Origin of the sequence: Virgibacillus alimentarius, assembly GCF_017874635.1 — a bacterium.
Lineage (GTDB): Bacteria > Bacillota > Bacilli > Bacillales > Amphibacillaceae > Virgibacillus_B > Virgibacillus_B alimentarius.
This window is the reverse complement of record NZ_JAGIKX010000005.1, coordinates 60,364-78,836: the sequence shown is the minus strand read 5'-3', so window position 1 is coordinate 78,836 and position 18,473 is coordinate 60,364. Positions and strand designations below refer to the sequence as shown.

23 protein-coding genes and 1 pseudogene are annotated in these 18,473 nt (G+C 36.3%); 1 reads left to right on the top strand and 23 read right to left on the bottom strand.

The window, feature by feature from the left end:
• Positions 1 to 32 precede the first annotated feature (32 nt).
• From spoVG to metG, 10 genes are all read right to left on the bottom strand, one after another.
• The gene (gene spoVG, locus J2Z81_RS05340; protein WP_029268282.1) at positions 33 to 323 is read right to left on the bottom strand and encodes a septation regulator SpoVG; all 291 of its coding nucleotides are present in this window, start codon (positions 321 to 323) and stop codon (positions 33 to 35) included.
• Positions 324 to 673: 350 nt separating this feature from the next.
• Complete coding sequence (purR, locus tag J2Z81_RS05335; RefSeq protein WP_029268280.1) at positions 674 to 1,501, bottom strand: pur operon repressor; 828 nt, start codon at positions 1,499 to 1,501, stop codon at positions 674 to 676.
• A 66-nt stretch (positions 1,502 to 1,567) separates the two neighbouring features.
• Entirely contained in the window at positions 1,568 to 2,419 is an 852-nt protein-coding gene (ispE, locus tag J2Z81_RS05330) for a 4-(cytidine 5'-diphospho)-2-C-methyl-D-erythritol kinase (protein WP_029268275.1), read from the bottom strand.
• Between the two features lie 190 nt (positions 2,420 to 2,609).
• The gene (locus J2Z81_RS05325; RefSeq protein ID WP_226370868.1) at positions 2,610 to 2,792 is read right to left on the bottom strand and encodes a small, acid-soluble spore protein, alpha/beta type; all 183 of its coding nucleotides are present in this window, start codon (positions 2,790 to 2,792) and stop codon (positions 2,610 to 2,612) included.
• 222 nt (positions 2,793 to 3,014) lie between these two features.
• The gene (gene veg / locus J2Z81_RS05320) at positions 3,015 to 3,275 is read right to left on the bottom strand and encodes a biofilm formation stimulator Veg (RefSeq protein ID WP_029268273.1); all 261 of its coding nucleotides are present in this window, start codon (positions 3,273 to 3,275) and stop codon (positions 3,015 to 3,017) included.
• Positions 3,276 to 3,494: 219 nt separating this feature from the next.
• Complete coding sequence (yabG, locus tag J2Z81_RS05315; RefSeq protein WP_029268272.1) at positions 3,495 to 4,358, bottom strand: sporulation peptidase YabG; 864 nt, start codon at positions 4,356 to 4,358, stop codon at positions 3,495 to 3,497.
• An 828-nt stretch (positions 4,359 to 5,186) separates the two neighbouring features.
• Positions 5,187 to 6,053, bottom strand: coding sequence for a 16S rRNA (adenine(1518)-N(6)/adenine(1519)-N(6))-dimethyltransferase RsmA (gene rsmA, locus J2Z81_RS05310; protein ID WP_226370867.1), 867 nt, complete (start codon positions 6,051 to 6,053; stop codon positions 5,187 to 5,189).
• Entirely contained in the window at positions 6,043 to 6,612 is a 570-nt protein-coding gene (gene rnmV / locus J2Z81_RS05305; RefSeq protein ID WP_029268098.1) for a ribonuclease M5, read from the bottom strand. The genes rsmA and rnmV overlap by 11 nt, the downstream gene beginning before the upstream one ends.
• A 137-nt stretch (positions 6,613 to 6,749) precedes the next feature.
• Positions 6,750 to 7,517, bottom strand: a complete 768-nt coding sequence (locus tag J2Z81_RS05300; protein WP_226370866.1) for a TatD family hydrolase — start codon at positions 7,515 to 7,517, stop codon at positions 6,750 to 6,752.
• Positions 7,518 to 7,531: 14 nt separating this feature from the next.
• Positions 7,532 to 9,481: a methionine--tRNA ligase gene (metG, locus tag J2Z81_RS05295; RefSeq protein WP_029268094.1), complete on the bottom strand. Its 1,950-nt coding sequence runs from the start codon at positions 9,479 to 9,481 to the stop codon at positions 7,532 to 7,534.
• 328 nt (positions 9,482 to 9,809) lie between these two features.
• Between metG and J2Z81_RS05290 the strand changes: the two genes are divergently transcribed.
• Positions 9,810 to 10,097 (top strand): AbrB/MazE/SpoVT family DNA-binding domain-containing protein, encoded by a 288-nt coding sequence (locus tag J2Z81_RS05290; protein WP_029268092.1) that lies wholly within the window; start codon positions 9,810 to 9,812, stop codon positions 10,095 to 10,097.
• Positions 10,098 to 10,196: 99 nt separating this feature from the next.
• On the opposite strand, the gene rsmI is transcribed toward J2Z81_RS05290, so the two are convergent.
• The 13 genes and pseudogenes from rsmI to J2Z81_RS05225 all read right to left on the bottom strand — a co-directional run bounded on the left by rsmI (position 10,197) and on the right by J2Z81_RS05225 (position 18,473).
• On the bottom strand, positions 10,197 to 11,072 hold the full coding sequence (gene rsmI / locus J2Z81_RS05285; RefSeq protein ID WP_029268090.1) for a 16S rRNA (cytidine(1402)-2'-O)-methyltransferase: 876 nt from the start codon (positions 11,070 to 11,072) through the stop codon (positions 10,197 to 10,199).
• A 6-nt stretch (positions 11,073 to 11,078) separates the two neighbouring features.
• The gene (locus J2Z81_RS05280) at positions 11,079 to 11,342 is read right to left on the bottom strand and encodes a GIY-YIG nuclease family protein (RefSeq protein WP_029268088.1); all 264 of its coding nucleotides are present in this window, start codon (positions 11,340 to 11,342) and stop codon (positions 11,079 to 11,081) included.
• Positions 11,332 to 12,075: a tRNA1(Val) (adenine(37)-N6)-methyltransferase gene (locus J2Z81_RS05275; protein ID WP_029268086.1), complete on the bottom strand. Its 744-nt coding sequence runs from the start codon at positions 12,073 to 12,075 to the stop codon at positions 11,332 to 11,334. Before J2Z81_RS05275 ends, J2Z81_RS05280 begins: the two co-directional genes overlap by 11 nt.
• A gap of 86 nt (positions 12,076 to 12,161) precedes the next feature.
• Positions 12,162 to 12,503, bottom strand: a complete 342-nt coding sequence (yabA, locus tag J2Z81_RS05270) for a DNA replication initiation control protein YabA (protein ID WP_029268084.1) — start codon at positions 12,501 to 12,503, stop codon at positions 12,162 to 12,164.
• A 15-nt stretch (positions 12,504 to 12,518) separates the two neighbouring features.
• Positions 12,519 to 13,346 carry a PSP1 domain-containing protein gene (locus J2Z81_RS05265; RefSeq protein WP_226370865.1) on the bottom strand — a complete coding sequence of 276 codons (828 nt, stop codon included), beginning with the start codon at positions 13,344 to 13,346 and terminating at the stop codon, positions 12,519 to 12,521.
• A 13-nt stretch (positions 13,347 to 13,359) separates the two neighbouring features.
• Positions 13,360 to 14,343, bottom strand: a complete 984-nt coding sequence (gene holB, locus J2Z81_RS05260; RefSeq protein WP_029270792.1) for a DNA polymerase III subunit delta' — start codon at positions 14,341 to 14,343, stop codon at positions 13,360 to 13,362.
• A 20-nt stretch (positions 14,344 to 14,363) separates the two neighbouring features.
• Positions 14,364 to 14,798 carry a YaaR family protein gene (locus J2Z81_RS05255; protein WP_029270790.1) on the bottom strand — a complete coding sequence of 145 codons (435 nt, stop codon included), beginning with the start codon at positions 14,796 to 14,798 and terminating at the stop codon, positions 14,364 to 14,366.
• Between the two features lie 69 nt (positions 14,799 to 14,867).
• The gene (locus J2Z81_RS05250; RefSeq protein ID WP_029270788.1) at positions 14,868 to 15,197 is read right to left on the bottom strand and encodes a cyclic-di-AMP receptor; all 330 of its coding nucleotides are present in this window, start codon (positions 15,195 to 15,197) and stop codon (positions 14,868 to 14,870) included.
• Positions 15,166 to 15,847 (bottom strand): annotated as a pseudogene (gene tmk / locus J2Z81_RS05245) (dTMP kinase). The gene J2Z81_RS05250 and the pseudogene tmk overlap by 32 nt, the downstream one beginning before the upstream one ends.
• Positions 15,844 to 17,292: an aminotransferase class I/II-fold pyridoxal phosphate-dependent enzyme gene (locus J2Z81_RS05240; protein ID WP_029270786.1), complete on the bottom strand. Its 1,449-nt coding sequence runs from the start codon at positions 17,290 to 17,292 to the stop codon at positions 15,844 to 15,846. The pseudogene tmk and the gene J2Z81_RS05240 overlap by 4 nt, the downstream one beginning before the upstream one ends.
• Before the next feature lie 285 nt (positions 17,293 to 17,577).
• On the bottom strand, positions 17,578 to 17,769 hold the full coding sequence (locus J2Z81_RS05235; RefSeq protein ID WP_029270785.1) for a sigma factor G inhibitor Gin: 192 nt from the start codon (positions 17,767 to 17,769) through the stop codon (positions 17,578 to 17,580).
• Positions 17,770 to 17,927: 158 nt separating this feature from the next.
• Positions 17,928 to 18,191: a pro-sigmaK processing inhibitor BofA family protein gene (locus J2Z81_RS05230; protein ID WP_029270783.1), complete on the bottom strand. Its 264-nt coding sequence runs from the start codon at positions 18,189 to 18,191 to the stop codon at positions 17,928 to 17,930.
• Between the two features lie 75 nt (positions 18,192 to 18,266).
• Entirely contained in the window at positions 18,267 to 18,473 is a 207-nt protein-coding gene (locus tag J2Z81_RS05225) for a YaaL family protein (protein WP_226374440.1), read from the bottom strand.

The following is an 18,473-nucleotide window of genomic DNA, read 5'->3' as shown; positions in this document are numbered from 1 at the left end:
AATAAATGATTAGACCTCTTGTAATTTACATATTAGGAAACCCCAGCTTCTTCATATTCTACTTCTGCTTCCCCTGCACGGTGATATTCTTCCAGTACAGCATCCTGAATTTTTGCACGTGTTTTCGAGTTAATTGGGTGTGCAATGTCTCTAAATTCACCGTCTGGGGTTCTCTTTGATGGCATGGCTACAAATAGCCCGTTGTTTCCATCGATCACCCTGATATCATGGATAACAAATTCCTGATCAAACGTAATCGATGCAATTGCTCGCATTCTCCCCTCTGTATTCACGCGGCGTAATCTTACGTCAGTTACTTCCATGATGTGTCACCACCTTTTCCCTATTTAACTTATTTAAGTATTTCAACAAAACATACAAAAGTCCTGCCTGATATTCAAAAAAATTTAAAATAATTACAAAAAGGTTAATAATTAAGACTGTTATCTAAAAAATTGTTGTTAACATCTTAAAATTATGAATAACAGTTGAAATAAACGTAGACTTTTTCGAAAGTAGCAGCCAGAATGAGAACACTCAGAGCAAGGTATGAGTGAAGGAGCCAACAGGGGTCACCCGCGGAAAACGAAGCCTATTTGGGCTGTGGTGGCTTAAACGACCAAAGCATAAAACAGTTTTATTAAAATAAAATCTCCCATTTGTGCGGAAGATTTTATTTTTTGGAACAGTTTGATTCAAAGTTCCCAGGGTGTACTTCAATATAATTTTGCATCATATCAACATTTGTAATTTTAACCAATGATGTATATTCCCGAACCACTCGTTCATCTTCTTCATCATCTGCTTCAGCCAGCACTCCAATCGCTTTGACATTCGCATTAAATTCCTCAAGTAGACTTTTCATGCCAGTAATTGTTCCTCCAGCTTTCATGAAATCGTCAATAATACATACATTGGAGCCTTCTTGTAAACTTCGCTTCGGTAATACCATTGTTTGAATTTTTCTGGAAGAGCCCGACACATAATTAATACTTACCGAAGAACCTTCCGTCACTTTTGGATCTCGTCTCACAATAACTACTGGAACACCGAGGAATGAAGCAACTGCATATGCTAATGGAATTCCTTTCGTAGCCACAGTCACAACAACATCAATGTCTAAATGCGAAAAGGCAGATGCTAAAATTCGCCCTATTTGCCGAACTTGCTTAGGGTCTCCTAATATATCACTCATATAAAGGTATCCACCTGGAAGAATACGGCTTGTATCTTCCAATTTGTGGCACAATTCTGTAATGTACCGAATACTTTTCTCTTTCGAATTATACGGAATATACTTTACCCCACCAGCTGCTCCTGCTGATCTTTGCAAGTATCCTAAACCTTCATGTTTAAACATATAATCGATAATGTCCAAATCTTCGCTAATAGAAGATTTGGAGGCTTGATATATTTTAGTGAAATAAGGCAATTGTATTTGCTCTCTTGGGTTTTCTATAAAATAATCTGTCAATGCAACAATTCTGTTACTTCTTTTCATTTCCACACCTCAAAATCCGAATATTTATACTAAAATATACCATTTACATGCGTGTATTGGCAAATATCAACCTAATATACGGACTATATATACCTCTTCACAAAACCCACGCAGTCCATTATAAATTCGCCGTGCCTTGTTTTCATGTTGGACTAAACCATATATCGTCGGACCGCTTCCACTCATCAGAACACCTGCAGAACCCGCATATTTCATGCGATCTTTTATTTGCTGTACCTCTGGATGTAATTTAATTGTGACACTTTCTAGCACATTTCCCAGGTTATTACAAAGTTTTATGAAATTTTTTTCTTCCAAGGCGCTTATAATTTCAGATGTGCTTGGGTGTGTGATGCAACTCATATCAAATCTTTGAAATATTGTTCTTGTGGAGACCCCAATGTTAGGCTTAGCTAAAATAACCCAACAAGAAGGTGGAGAAGGTAATTTCTCAATACGTTCCCCCCGCCCTTTGGCTATCGCAGTAGAATTATGTACACAAAACGGCACATCAGAACCAATATGCGCCCCGAGTGCTGCTAATTCCTCCGTTGGAATGTTCATCGACCACAGTCGATTTAAACCACGTAATACAGCAGCTGCATCACTGCTTCCACCACCAAGACCAGCCGAAACCGGTATACTTTTTTCAATTTTAATATGTACGCCTTTTTCAATGTTGTACATTGTTTTAAAAATTTGAGCAGCCTTAAAAGCTAAATTTCGTTCATCATTTGGCACATATCTGCTTTCTAAAGAGACGTCAATACGATCTTGATCTAATGGATGTAATTCGATACGGTCAGATAGATCGATTGTTGTCATAATCATTTCAACCTCATGGTAACCGTCATCGCGCTTACCTAAAATATCTAATGATAAGTTAATTTTTGCTGGCGCTCTTTCAAAAAGAACCATTCCGTCACCCACTTTATAAATCTAAACAGATTGTAACATATTAGAAAACGGGAGGCGACTGCATGTGTCATGTGATGGACAACAAATAAGTATATACAGCTTTTATGCTGTATTTTATGGTTTTTTGAAAATTAATTTACAATAGAAAATAATAAGGCTTGCAGAGATATTCCCTGCAAGCCTAATCCAATTAGGGATTGTTCTTTTGTTGCATACTTTGCTCAGCTATTTCAAGAGCCCGTTTTACCATATTTCCTGCATCCCTTGCTTTTATTCCGCCCCATCCCTCTTTTTGAACAGTGTCGTAAAAACCTAACTCCTTAGCAATTTCCTCTTTCATTTGATCTGACATGATACCTCTTTGTCTAGCCATGAAAGAACAGCCCCTTTCTGTTAACAGTTTATACGACATTCGTAGCTTATGGTTTTTCTTATCTTTCTAGTCGCGTTAAATATATACAGAAAAGGCATTTTTTGAAAAAAACAAGCATAAGTTCAAATACTCTACAGTAGAGTATTGGTCTTATGCTTGTTTTACTTATATAGTGATTCGATCATCAGGAAACCTCAATAGAAGCAGAAGCATTATTCCGCCTTATATTGATTGTACTTGGGTTTCGTCATCTAAAAAACTTAATTCTACCGTTTCCGTCAGGACATCTGCATAGCTATATGAAACACGTTCGAATGCATTTTCTTCTTGGTCTAACTCAACCACGAAAACCGAAGGATACGTTTCAGTTAATATACCTGACCGGCAAATCGTTTTCCTTCTTCCTCCATTGGCAGTTAACTTTAATCTCTGCCCAATTTGACCTTCAAGACCTTGCTTAATTTCGACTAATGTTTTCACTATCCTCCACCTCACTGTATAGAGTATAACATAAGCTTGTTTGATTGTCAAATAAGCCTTATATTATAACAATACTTCATTTTAGTTGTCAACTAGTAAATATAAATATTTTCACTTCCTTGTATTATTGTTTCATTATCTTCATAAATTATGTAAAATAATTCTTTAAATGACAGGAAGAGGACATATAACCGTAATCGTCCTCTTCACAATGTATTTAATCTATTGCTCATTTTCCATATAGGGCATACCTGTTCGAAGCAGACCTCTGGTTTCAACTCCACCCATTCCTTTTTCTCCCGTTAGCGTATTTCTCAATACATCCCATACACTGACTTTATCCATAAATGATGTATATGCAATCTTAGCTGCTATATAAACTGGGTCTAATGCGTGTATGTTTATTCTAAACGGAGAACTGGCAAAATTTGCACCCGCTCGGATTAATGATTCAAAATGAGATTGACAGGCACCTGCAAAGATAACAAGTTGATCTAAGTTTGGTATAATTTCCCTTGCTCCTCGAATGGTTTCAGCAAAATATTTGGAATGGCGATAAGCCTGAAGGTCACTTTTTGAGCCTTTGTTTTTTGAATAAGCATCGTGACCAGTAATAACAATAATATTGGGCTGGATCTTTCTAACCAATTCACCAATTTTAAACGGCATTTCCTTTTCATTGATATGAACACCATGAACTTGCAATCCAATACGTTGATATAGCTCTACACATTTTCTCAGGTAAGTTTGATCTCCATCTATATGAAGTACTTTTGCAGGTAATTGAAAATACCTTGTCGTATGTTGATAGCCACCCGTTGATTGATAATCGCGCTTTTCTTTCATTAATTGATAATCTTGCCGAAAAAGACGATAAGAAAATTCTTCTTGTTCCTTTCCCTTTTTCCGTCTTTTTTCTAAATCCCTTTCTTTTACATGAACTAAATCATCGATAGGTGCATCAGCTTCCAAACGAATATCTTCTCCATGTAGAATGGCAAAATCATTTCCTAAAGACTCAATACGGAATAATAAGTCATGCTGATAGGATTTACGTGTCACTAGTTCTCCTGTTATAAAGCTCATAAAGCCACCTCACAGCCTTCATTAAAGTGAAAGCACCTCTAAACTTAGACTATGTATAAATAACCCATATTGTGCCTTATTATTCTTTTGATTACTCATTTCCAACCTAAATAGAGAGACTAACTATATAAAGTCAATAGTGCTAGCGACAAAATTTAATACTATTTTTATAGGGAATTTGGACATGGCAAATAAGCTTGATGGTTAATGATTTTAAAATTAATCATCAAGCTGTGTATTTTTGTTAAACTTTAGTATTTTATAACGGTCAAAATATTACGTATAAACAACTTCTTTATATAATTCGCCTGTCCGTATGAAATGGAATATGACTCTAATTAATTTCTTCGCTACATGGCTTAACACCACATTATAATGTTTGCCTTCTAAGAGCTTTTTTTCATAATATGCCTTGATGCCGGCCTCTGCCTTATGATGAGACCGAACGAAGGAATGTAAGCGCATGACGCCAAGAGACATGGGAGGGTACGTCCTCATAAATGAGCAGAGATAGAACGTGCATCAAATATCGAGTAAATGTTAGTTTTTACCAAACTAATACCGCGAAGCGAACCCTTTATTTCCTTTTTATTCCTAATATGGGATTCAATGGATAAGCATTCCGATGAACTAAACAAAAAAATATTTTTTTAGAAACTTAAAACACCTCTAAACGTTGTTACATCAACTTTCTCTGAGGGAGTCAGCCGCCTGCCTTTCGTTCCAGTCAACTAGATATGAAAAGGGCTTTAATATGCTTGTTTGTAAACAAAAAGGACACCTTCTGATAAAATTAAAGTCACTACACATGTCTCAATCTCTTTACTTTCAAAATGTATTGGCCAAGGTTGCAAATTCCTGCATGGAAAGTGATTCACCACGTCTTGAACCGTCAATTTGAGCTTTTTCTAGTATTTCATTAATTTGTTCTTTATGATAACTCTCTTTAAAATAATTTGATAAGTTATTACGTAATGTTTTCCTTCTCTGGGCAAAGCATGCCTGGACGATTGTAAAGAAAAATGCTTCATCAGCCACTTGAACAGGAGGCTCTTTTCGAATCGTAAGTTTTAAAACCCCTGAGTCAACGTTTGGCTGTGGAATAAATACTGTCTTAGGAACATGCATGGCAACCTTAGCATTTGTATAATATTGTACGGCAACACTTAAGGAACCATAGTTTTTTGTATTTGGTTTAGCAGCCATACGATCTGCAACTTCTTTCTGAATCATCACGGTAATGCTTGAGACAGGCAGTTTCTCCCGCAACAATTTCATAAGAATAGGCGTCGTAATATAATAAGGCAAATTAGCGACAATATGAATATCCTGGTCAGGCTGAAAATGGCTGCTGATTGCAGCTTTAACATCTGCTTTCAAAATATCCTGATGAATAATCTGCGTATTCGGATAACCAACAAGTGTTTCATCCAAAATAGGCAATAATCGCTGATCCACTTCATACGCAATCACTTTTTCCGAATGAACAGCTAATTGCTCTGTTAAAGCCCCAATACCCGGTCCGATTTCAATAGCTCCGGAATTCTTACTAATACCAGCACATGCAATAATATTTTCGAGAATATTAACATCAACTAAAAAGTTTTGTCCCAGGCTTTTTTTAAAAGAAAAGGTATATTTATTGAGAATTTCCTTTGTTCTAGTAGGAGTAGCAATATACTTTTTATTCCTCATTCTCTTCCTCCTGTAGTATTTGTCTTACCGCTTGCTCAAACTGCAGTTTTGTAATTTGAAACATAGTTAACCGCTTGAGAAGCTGTTTTCCATTTGTATGTCCGATTTGCAGTATTTCACCTATTCGCTTCCTTCGCGAGCTTGCATTAGCGCCTCCAATTAATCCATAAGCTAATAAATCCTTTTTATCAATCTCATTATCTTCATTTTCCATTCGTTCATACACACCTGAAAGTGCCTGTCTAATCGCTTCCACTGGTGCATGTTCTATTCCTAAACTATTATTTCTTGGATGTTTTGCTCTTGCCTTTTCCCTCGGTAAAAAAGCATGCTTACAGCCCGGAATTGCCTCATCGATGATACGGCGGATGCGTTCTCCAGGATAGTCCGGATCTGTAAAAATAATAACACCACGTTTATCTTTTACATGTTGTATTTGTTTTAAAATAGATTGATTAATTGCTGAGCCATTTGTTTCGATGGTATCAGCGTCTACCGCTTGAAGGACTTTAGCTGTGTCATCTCGACCTTCCACAACAATTACTTCTTTAATTTTCACGATTTACTCCTCCGGATCAAAAATAAAATGCTCTTACCATCATAGCATGGTAAGAGCATTTATTATAACGTAATATTCTCATCAGTCATCAATTCGATTTCTTTATTTCGAAAGGTTAACAGCAAACAACTGCCGTTTTAGTGTAAATTAAACAATTCAAAAGCATTTTCTGTTGTGATCTTTCCTAACTCGTCAAATCTCATTTCCCTTAACTGTGCGATCTTTTCTGCAACTAATTTTACGTATGCAGGTTCATTTCTTTTTCCACGATTTGGATGCGGTGCTAAAAATGGAGCATCTGTTTCAATTAATAAACGGTTAAGCGGCACTTGAACTGCTACCTCTTTAGGTAGCGGGGCATTTTTAAATGTGACAGGCCCGCCAAGTGAGATATAAAAGTTCATGTCAAGAAATGTTTGCACATATTCTGCTGAGTCATTGTAACAATGCATAATGCCGCCAATCTCACCGGCATTTTCTTCACTTAAAACTTCAATGATATCCTCAGTTGCTTCCCGATTATGAATAATAATCGGCATATTCACTTTTTTAGCAAGCCTGATCTGCCTACGAAACACTTCCTTTTGTACATCTTTTGGCGACTTATCCCAATGATAATCCAAACCCATTTCACCAAGTGCGATAACTTTAGGGTGTTCTGATAAAGACTCTATCCAAGCTAAATCTTCTTCCGTCATATCAATTGCGTCAACAGGATGCCAGCCTACAGCAGCGTAAATCGTCTCATACTGCTCAGCAATTTCAAGAGCTAGTGGAATCGTCTTGCGATCAAAACCAACAACAACCATATGCTTTACTCCCGAATCAAATGCCCGGTTGATAACTTCCTCTTTATCTTCATTAAATTGGTCTGCATTTAAATGTACATGTGTATCAAATAACACGCTATCCTCGCTCCTTACTTTACAACAGATCCATTCGGCAGTGATTCTTCCACTGTGGTGAGTACCAGTTTTCCATTTTCATCTTCACCAGACAGAATCATTCCTTCTGATCGTGCGCCGCGTAGTTTGACAGGTTTTAAATTGGTTACACAGATCACCTTTTTGCCAACTAGATCTTCCGGCTTGTAGTGCTCAGCAATTCCTGAGATTACTTGTCGTTTTTCATCCCCAATATCAAGCTGCAGTCTGATGAGTTTATCTGCTTTTTTCATTTTCTCTGCCTCTAGTATTTCGGCTACACGCATATCCAGCTTCATAAAGGCTTCATAATCGATTAATTGTTTTTCTTCTTCCGATTTCTTTTGTTTTTCCTGTCCTGGCTTCTTCATCATATCTTTAATGGCTTGAACTTCCTTTTCTACATCCAAACGCGGAAATATCGGTTTTCCTTTCTGTACACACGTCCCTACTTTCATTTGTCCAAGCTTGTATATACTATTCCATTCCTTGAGGGAATCCTCTTCGATACCCAATTGTCTGAAGATCTCTATCGGAGTTTCCGTTAAGAATGGACGAAGCATTACGCCAATAATTCTTAGTGATTCAGTCAGATGAGCCATCACGTTTCCTAAACGCTCTTTCTTGCTTTCATCTTTTGCAAGTATCCATGGCTCTGTTTCGTCAATATATTTATTCGTTCGACTGATCAATTGCCACAGGGATGAGAGTGCTACAGAAAATTTCATATTTTCTAACGCTTCTTCCACCTTACCGACTGTTTCTTTTGCAAAAGTCTCAAGGGATTGATCAATATCTGTTTCAGCTTCCTTATAAGCAGGAATTTCGCCATCAAAGTATTTTTTAATCATTGCTACCGTACGATTCAATAGATTACCTAGATCATTTGCCAAATCATAATTTGTCCGCTCCACAAAACCTTCCGGGGTAAATACACCGTCAGACCCAAATGGTACTTCACGCAATAAATAGTAACGCAATGCATCAAGTCCATATCGATCTGTCAGCTGAATTGGGTCAACAACATTTCCTTTCGATTTGGACATTTTTCCATCTTTCATTAAAATCCAGCCATGTGCAAATATTTTTTTAGGTAGTGGCAGGTCTAATGCCATTAACATAATTGGCCAATAAATGGTATGGAAACGCACAATTTCCTTACTCATTAAGTGAACATCCGCTGGCCAGTATTTTTTGAATTTCTCATCATTATCAGATCCATAGCCTAGTGCTGTAATGTAATTACTTAATGCATCAATCCAAACATAAATGACATGTTTAGGATCTCCCGGTATTTTAATGCCCCAGTCAAAAGTTGTCCTAGACACTGCTAAATCCTCTAGACCTGGTTTGATAAAGTTATTAAGCATTTCATTTTTTCGGCTTTCCGGTTGGATAAATTCTGGATTTTCGTCATAATACTGAATAAGCTGATCCACGTATTTACTCATTTTAAAGAAATATGATTCTTCTTTTACCTTTTCAACCGGGCCGCCGCAATCTGGGCAATGCCCATCATCTAATTGTCTTTCTGTAAAAAATGATTCGCAAGATGTACAGTACCATCCCTCATACTGATCTAAATAAATATCACCTTGTTTTACAAATTGGTCAAATATCTGCTGCACTATTTTTTTATGACGTTCTTCTGTTGTCCGTATAAAATCATCATTAGATATTTCTAATTTTTTCCATAGGTCCTGAATGCCAATAATCATATTATCGACATATTCTTGCGGACTTACGCCTTTTTCTGTTGCCTTTCGTTGTATTTTCTGACCATGCTCATCTGTTCCGGTCAGATAATAAACATCAAAACCACGCATACGTTTATACCTGGCAATGGCATCCCCAGCAATGGTAGAGTATGCGTGTCCAATATGTAAATTACCACTTGGATAATAAATAGGGGTGGTAATATAAAATGTGTTTCTTTCGTCTGACATGTTTTACCTCCTCTTTCCGCTTCCAATGACATACCTAACAAATAAAAGCTAATTCTATTGTAGCTATTTTAGCATAAGATTTCCATTATCTTATCATGTACGGTTAATAATCATTAAATTACCGGTACATAGCATTGCCATATTCGTTTCCTTTTCTACCTAAACTGGGTGACAAACAATTTTCTAATTTGTTTTAATATTTAATAAAAGGCATTGACACATATATCAAACGTTGGTACTATATGTCATAAGCTTATGTCGAATATTTCTATTAAAATTGGTAAAGGTGGGTCTATTCCCACCTTAATCTTTTGAGGGGGAGATAAATATTAAATCGACTGGAATTGTACGGAAAGTTGACGAATTAGGTCGAGTCGTCATTCCAATGGAATTACGTCGTACACTTGATATCCACGAAAAAGATGCAATGGAAATATATGTGGATCATGACAGAATTATTTTAAAGAAATACACACCAAACATGACTTGTCAAATTACGGGAAATACCTCTGAAAACAACATGACTTTAGCTAATGGCAAACTAGTACTTAGTCCTGAGGGAGCAGAAAATTTAGTAAAAGAAATAAAAAAACTGCAACAAAAAATAGAGCGTTAGTTTTTGAAGAAAACTTCTTCAATAGATCAATACGATGTGAAAATTTTAAAATACTAAAGGGGGATCAACGCTTGGAAAACCACGTTAATCCCTTTTACTTTATTCAATATGATATATTTTGTATACCTCACGTTTCCCTATATTTCGATCAGTAGCAACCTTTTTAATCGCTTCCTTACTGGAAATATTATCGCTTTCCATGTATTCTTCTACATGAGCTTTTACGGACAAATGACCCCACCATAAAACTTCTACTTGTTCCTCCTCATTATTGCACCCCTCTACAACGAGACAAAATTCACCTTTAAGTTCTTGTTTATCAGCCCAACTTATCACTTCTTCCAGTGTACCACGACTATATTCTTCAAATTTTTTCGTTAATTCGCGCGCAACAGCCAATTGTCGGTTACCAAACTGATGATAAAGAACATTTAATGTCCCCTTTAAACGGTATGGTGATTCGTAAAAAAGCAATGTAGCTGGTAAAAATTTCAGTCGTTGCAATTCTTTCTCTTTTTGTTTTTTCTTTCTGGGTAAAAAACCATAGAATAAAAATTCAGTGGTTGGTAATCCTGAGCCAACTAATGCACATAGGGCAGCACTTGCCCCAGGTAAGACTACAACAGAATGATTTGCTTCTATAGTTGCTTGCACTAATTCAAAACCAGGATCAGAAATAGCCGGCATACCAGCATCACTTACAATTGCAATTGACTCTCCCTGCTTCAATCGATTCAGTAATTGTTTATTTCGCTCATTCTTGTTATGTTCATGGTAGCTGATTAACGAAGTTTTAATTTCAAAATGGCGCAGTAAATTTTTTGTATTCCTCGTATCTTCTGCCGCGATAACCGCAACTGTCCGGAGTGTCTTTAATGCTCTATATGTAATATCCTCCAGATTTCCAATTGGAGTTGGTACAACATATAAAGTCCCTTCTACGTTCTGTGTATCAAAGCTTTTTTGTATCTGCATGATTTATCACTCTTTCACCTTGTCCTCAATTAATTGAAGTTTTTCCTGACGAGAAAGCTTTTTTATTTTGTATTCATTTTGCATTGCTTCTTCTTTTGTTGGGAATTTTTCTATAAACATTACTTGGAATGGCCCTCGCCCGCGTGTATACTTGGCACCTTTTCCTTCCGTATGCATTTTCAGTCGGTTTTCTAAATGATTTGTATAGCCAGTATATAATGTATTATCTTTACACTTTAAAATATAAACAATATGTTTCTCATTTTCCATAAATAATATCCTCAGCTTCTTTTGTATACGTATTATCTTCATTATAAATGATGAGTGGTGGCAAAAGACTTAAATTCGCTTTTCCATCCCGAATCCCTTCCACTAATAACATATTTGCTTCTTTCCCTTTTTTAGGGTAGACAAGCTGCATTCGCTTTGGTTCGAGTTTATAAGCACGAAATAACGTTAAAATATCAATAAGTCTGCCTGGTCTATGTACCATCGCTACTTTACCTCCTGGACGCACATAAAGTTTACATGCCTTTACAACTTCTTCTAACGTACAGAAGACCTCATGTCTGGCTATCGTTAAATATTCATTTTTATTATGCTCTGTTTTTGATGGTGTTGGGAAATAGGGGGGATTACATGTTACTACATCATAACTGCTCTGCCCAAGTTCAGGCTGCATATATCTTAAATCACCGTGAATCATTTTTATTTGTCCTTCTAACTGATTAAGTCGTACACTTCTTTGTGCCATATCAAATAAACGCTGCTGGATTTCAACACCGGTTATCTGAGCATATGATCTTTTTGATAACAAAAGCGGAATAACTCCATTTCCCGAACATAAATCAAGTATCTTTCCTTTTTTAATAGGAACATATGTAAAATGAGCTAATAAAACAGCATCAAGCGAAAAGGAAAAAGCAGAAGGACTTTGAATAATTTGCATGCTCTCATCTGCTAATAAATAATCCAAACGTTCATCATCAAATAACTGTACCATAGTCGAATCCTTTCTTATGCATTACCAAATGGAAGAAAAGCTGTTCCCTTGTCCTATGAAAGACATTGAAACAGCTCACCATCATTTTATTTAGCTTTATTTAAAAATTCAAGACAGAATAAACAATCCTCATCTTGTCTGGGACTCCCAAAATGAATATTACATATATGAAATCCCTCTTCGTATATTCTAGCCAAGTTGTCGTACCCTTCACCTGGTACCTCGGCTTTCTTTTTTTGCTTACTGCTTTCCTCTTGTTCTATATTGCTATCTAGACGATTGCGTAAATGATGGTTCTCCATAGCAAGGCGATGATTTTCCTCCAACATCTCTGCTAGCTTTCCTTTTAAATCACCTAATTGCTCATATAACTCGCCTATTTGTTTTTCCATATCTGATACCTGATCAAAGATTTGCCTTTTATTCACGCTATTTACACCCCACTATTCTGTGGCTTGTGCTGAAATAATTCCTTCATCGATTAATTCATCCAGTGTGTATTCAATTACCCGTTCTTTGTCTGGAATTTCGATTTGCACGAGTTTTTCAAGAATGTTTAGGCCTACTACTTTTCCATCTCCAAATGGGACTTTAATGCTTTCCCCGATATCAGGCAATTCACGTTTTGCTTTTTCATAATCATCATTTTCATATTTCAAGCAACACATTAAGCGGCCACATAAACCAGATATTTTTGCTGGATTAAGCGATAGATTTTGATCCTTTGCCATTTTAATAGAAACAGGCTCAAAATCCCCCAAAAAGGTGGAACAGCATAGCATTCTACCACATGGTCCAATCCCACCAAGCATTTTCGCCTCATCGCGAACCCCTATCTGACGCAGTTCAATACGCGTCTTAAATAAGGCTGCCAGATTTTTAACTAAGTTACGAAAATCAACACGACCATCTGCTGTAAAATAAAAAATAACCTTATTTCGATCAAATGTATATTCTGCCTCAACTAATCGCATATCGAGATTATGTTCTTTTATTTTATCGGTACACGTCTGAAAGGCCTTTTCCGCTTGCTTCTGATTTTCAAAAACAGTCTGTTTATCTTCTTCAGTAGCAATACGAATAACTTGCTTAAGAGGGAGTACAACATCTTCCTCGTCTACCAGTTTATCTGTAAGCACAACTTTTCCAAATTCAATTCCGCGCACTGTTTCTACAATAACGTAACTATTTTTGGATACGTTGTGTTCAGCTGGATCAAAGTAATATATTTTACCCGCTTTTTTAAAGCGGACACCAATAACCTTAATCAATCCTTTATCACCTCTATATTTGAAGTGTTAATTGTTCCATCACTAAAGTTGGATGAACATTTTGCTTCAAATTCCGTTTTGCCTGCAAGATCGCATTTAAAATATGGTGAAGTTTTTCCTGCGAAAAATACCTTGTTGTTCGTTGAAGACTTTCATCGTCCGTAGTAAACACTACCATGGAGTCCTCTCTTCCAATTTGTGCGTACAAAATATCCTTAAAAGCTAAAAGCAGTAAATCAAATCCTTGTTCTTGCTGCTTTCGATCTTTAAAATGTGGAATCCAATGCTGATGAATAAATAAGTAAACATCATCAGGCTTAGTTGAAAACATGTCTATTAATTGTACCATTATCTTTCTGGACTCTGCAAACCACTCATCTTCAATCCATGTAAACGCATCATTTAAATTATTCGTTAAAGCACTCATTAAAATCGCATTTGCCTCGGACATTCCTGATTCGGTAAGCTGCTGTTGGAATAATCTAGGATTAAGTGGGCGCAAGTCTATTACTTGGCAACGAGACCTTATCGTTGGAAGGATGGATTGACTATTATCTGTCAGCATCATTGCTGTTGTTTTTTTACTCGGTTCCTCCAGGAATTTTAAAATACGATTTGCAGCATTTGCTGTCAACGTATCAGCGCCTTTTATAATATATACTTTTTGCGTTGATTCAACTCCTGAATAAATAAACTCTTTCTGCAGGTTTCTGATTTGTTCAATTTTTATCGACTGCCCATCGGGCTCAATCCAGTGAACATCTGGATGATTTCCGGAATCAATACGCTTACAATTACTGCATATGTGGCAAGGGTCAGCGTCTCTTAAATTCTCACAAAACAGTACTTTTGCCAGCAATAGAGCAATGGCTTCTTTTCCGGTGCCACGTTCACCTTGAACTAAATAGGCGTGAGAAATACGATCTTTCTTTATACTATTTGTAATAATTTTACTTGCTAAAGGTTGAATTTCCATAACCTCAGACCATGTTTTCATCCCAGTTCATCCTTCATTTATTACATATATAAATTAACCAGTAAACCTTTTATTTCACCGATCATACCAAGCAGGTCTACTGACTTTTTTTCGTGATTCATCATTTCCTCTGTTAATGCTATTAATTTTTCATCAACTTCTTTTATAATCGATAATTCATGGTTTTGTCCCCCGTAGTTAAAACGATAAGACTTTTTTATATCAAGTCCATTGGAAACTGTTTCTTGCAATAAATCTTTAATCATATGCTTAAACTTTACTAAGTCTTTAAATGACCTAAAATGCGCAAGCTTCTCCCCTTGATGGGTAATATCTCTTATTAATTGCTCAATGGCCTGTTGTCTTAACTGATGTGTTTGGGACTGAACCATCCTGTCAAACCCTTGTTTGCTTTTTCCCGCAGTTCGATTAAATGTCGTTTCGATTTGTGAGCGCATTTCCTGACTAATTTTCATAGGCCAGCCCCTTTAATTAATGGCATTTTGTAAACGAACAGAGTTGTCAGCATTCTTTTCGACTTATGCTTAAAACTGATAAAATGACTCGATTGGCAGGATAAATACGGTTGCACCGCCAAGCTCTACTTTAACAGGTTTTGGGATATAGGAATCTGCATTGCCACCCATTGGTGAAATAGGTGCAACCATTTGCTCACGCTGAGAGCAATTGTCACGGATAATGGATAATGCATCATCCACATAATCATCCCCGCAGCCAATCATTAATGTTGTATTTCCTTCCTTCAAAAATCCACCCGTGGTAGCTAGCTTTGTCGTTTGAAAATTTTCACTTCCTAAGGCATCTGTCAGACGATTAGAATCCTTATCTTGAACAACAGCAATAATTAACTTCACTTTCTTTACCTCCTTTTTTACTTTGCTTGCAAATGAGAAATGATTTTTTCCAGCGTGTCTATTTCAACTTGTTCTACATCTCGGTTTGCATCAACTTTTTGGATACGGTTTGAATAGCGTTTACAAAGTATTTCATAAGCCTCATAAACTTGCTCATGAAAATGAACTTTTTCCAAATCTAAACGATTCCTCTCTCTATCTTTATTCAAACTAATGCGTTGCAATCCCTTTTTTGGTTCAATATCAAAAAATAAAGTTAAACTCGGCATACAATCTAAAATAGCAAACTGATTAATTCCAAATACTTCATCCATTCCTAGACCTCGGGCATACCCTTGATAAGCGAGACTGCTATCGATAAATCTGTCACAGAGAACGATTTTCCCTTGGTCTAATGCTGGCAGTATTTTTTCAACTAAATGCTGTCTTCGCGCAGCAGCGTATAACAGTGCTTCTGTACGTGCATCCATTTCTGTATGAAGAGGGTCTAGGATGATTTCTCTCACCTTTTCCGAGATTTCAATACCACCCGGCTCCCTTGTCTCAAGTACATCGTAGCCCATGTCAGATAATTTGTGATGTATTGAATGGATAACTGTCGTTTTTCCAGCACCTTCTACACCCTCAAATGTTATAAAATATCCGTTCACGTATCTTCTTCTCCTTTATTATAAACCTTTATACCATTATTTATATCACAGTGCTGAAAAGTAACACCTTGCTTGATTAATTGTTTAATCATTTGTATGTGTGTCTCAGTTATTTCTTCCCCTTTAAGAATGAAAGGAATGCCTGGCGGATATGGGATCACTGCCTCTGCTGCTATTTTTCCTTTTGCATTATCTAGAAGGGTTAGTACAGAAGTCTGTTGACTCATTTTTGGATAAGTCAAAGCTAATTTATGCACTTTATTTGAAAATAACTCTTTCATATCTATTGTAGCATGATTTGTTTTAATTTTTAATTCATCATTTATGCTTGTTACTGCTTTTTTAAGCTCACTTAATCTATGAAAAGGAGCTAATCCATGAATGAATAAAAGTTGATTATGTGTGACGAGTTCAGGAAAAACCCCATTTTTTTCAAAAAGACTTGCGACCAAAGCAGAAGAAATTCCTTTTTTCATAGATAACGTAATCTTTAAGGGGTCATCTTTTTCTGAAATTGGAAGAACGACGCATGCATTTAGTGATGCCATAACTTGTCTGACTTGTTTCACACTAGTTAAAACATCTGATACGCTTTTGGAAGTCAGGGTTGCCAAAAATGATCTGGCAATATCTAGTGATGCCATTAATGGGTAGGATGGGCTGCTAGATTGCAATATTTGCAAGAAATGGGCAACCTTTTCTTCCGCAACGAATGATGAGTTTATATGTAAGTAAGAAGTCATCGTCATTGCTGGTAATGTTTTGTGGGCGGAGTGTACTACAGCATCTGCACCGAACTTCAGTGCTGAATGTGGAAATGGGTGAATTCCTAAAGAAAAATGAACTCCATGTGCTTCATCAACTAATACAGGTATCTGATAGGTATGTGCCAGTTCAATCATTTCCTTTATCGCGTATGTTCTGCCAAAGTAATCGGGATAGGTTAATACAACAGCTTTGGCATCTTTATGTTCCTCTAAGGCCTGTTTTAATGTTGCCGGGCTGGGACTAGTATAACGATTCACCGCTTCATCATAATCAGGTGTTATAAAAATAGGATCAGCATTAGCTAATTCCAGTCCATTCATAATCGATTTATGACAGTTCCGCTGTACAATGATTTTGTCTCCCGTAACGCATACAGCCAAAATCATTGCTAGATTACCAACTGTGCTTCCACCAATGAGAAAAAAACTTCGCATTGATCCAAAGTAATCAGCTGCTAAACTTTCCGCTTCAGCAATTACTTCCTTCGGGGCATGTAAATCATCCATTCCTGTTATCTCCGTTACATCAATGGGCAAAATTGAACCAAAAAAGCGGTCTGCACGCTTTGGAAAGATGAGGCCGTTCTTATGTCCAGGGACATGAAAGGAAATTGGGGCTGCCGCAGCATATTGCTTTAACTTTGTATATAGTGGAGTTACTTGATGATCTTTTTTCAATTTTATTCAACATCCTTCTATGTTAATTATCTTTATAATAAGGCTTTAAACTTACCATTACGCATCTTATAGACTATTTGTAAATTCCAAATCCATTTCATATATTTTACTTTTATGGTCATCATTGGTCAATTTTAGAATTCCAGGCACTTTTTTCGGACCACCACCCTTTTAAAAATGGAAGGAAGAGACTTTACACCTAAAACAATAAAAAAAGCCTTTGCAAGCAAAGACTATAACAAATAAGAAGGAGATTAATTTTAGAAACAATCATATCTTACAAATCTAAGAATATAATCTTGGTTGATTCATATTTTTTAACTTTCTTAAATAATAGTTATACTTTTCCTCCCGTGGCTCCGTATGGATCATGTTTCGTTCACATTCACAGCAAATAAATAGGTTGTATAAATGAATTCCTTCCTTCTTTTCCTCTTCACATATGCCACACCGTTCAAATACGATAAACCGATTCATTTTCTTCACCTCCGTTAGTTTTAGCATCTCCTAATCTAACGGAATCTATACATATAAATCTTGTAAACTTTGATAAAGTATATGCTCCCCATGCCTGTTTGTATTCAAAAATGAAATAAAAAATAGCCGAAAGCTCATGTAAGCTCTCAACTATTTTACTAAAGTAAAAATAAATGAATTGCTGCAAGGGACGCTAGTCCAAATAAACCTAAAAATCCTGATATACCTATCGTAAATAGATTAATAGGTATATGTAATCCAATTGCTCCTCCAAAAACGTTAACAAAAAACAAAAATAGGACACCAATGCCTAATTTCACAGTAGTGTGGGCGATAAAACGCATTGGTTTAGCAGGAGCACCGATCAGTAATAATAATACAATTAATACAACCATAATGGAAATGACTAATGTAGAGTTCATCCTACGTACACTCCTTTTCTTTGTCTCTTTATACTAAAAGTATGAAAAGAAACACCGAAAAAGAACTAAAACTGATTAGTAATTCCAGGTTGCATTTATTTTCCTGTGCCTTGCTTCTCTAAGTAAAAACAAATACTTTGCTCGAGCTAACCCTTTTTTATATATAATACTATCAATAGGCTCAATACTATTTTCTAAGAGCGATTGAATTTGTTTCCACTCATTTTCTAAAGTGAAAATAGATTCTAGCAACTGCTGATCTATTTCTTTTTTCTTGTTCAT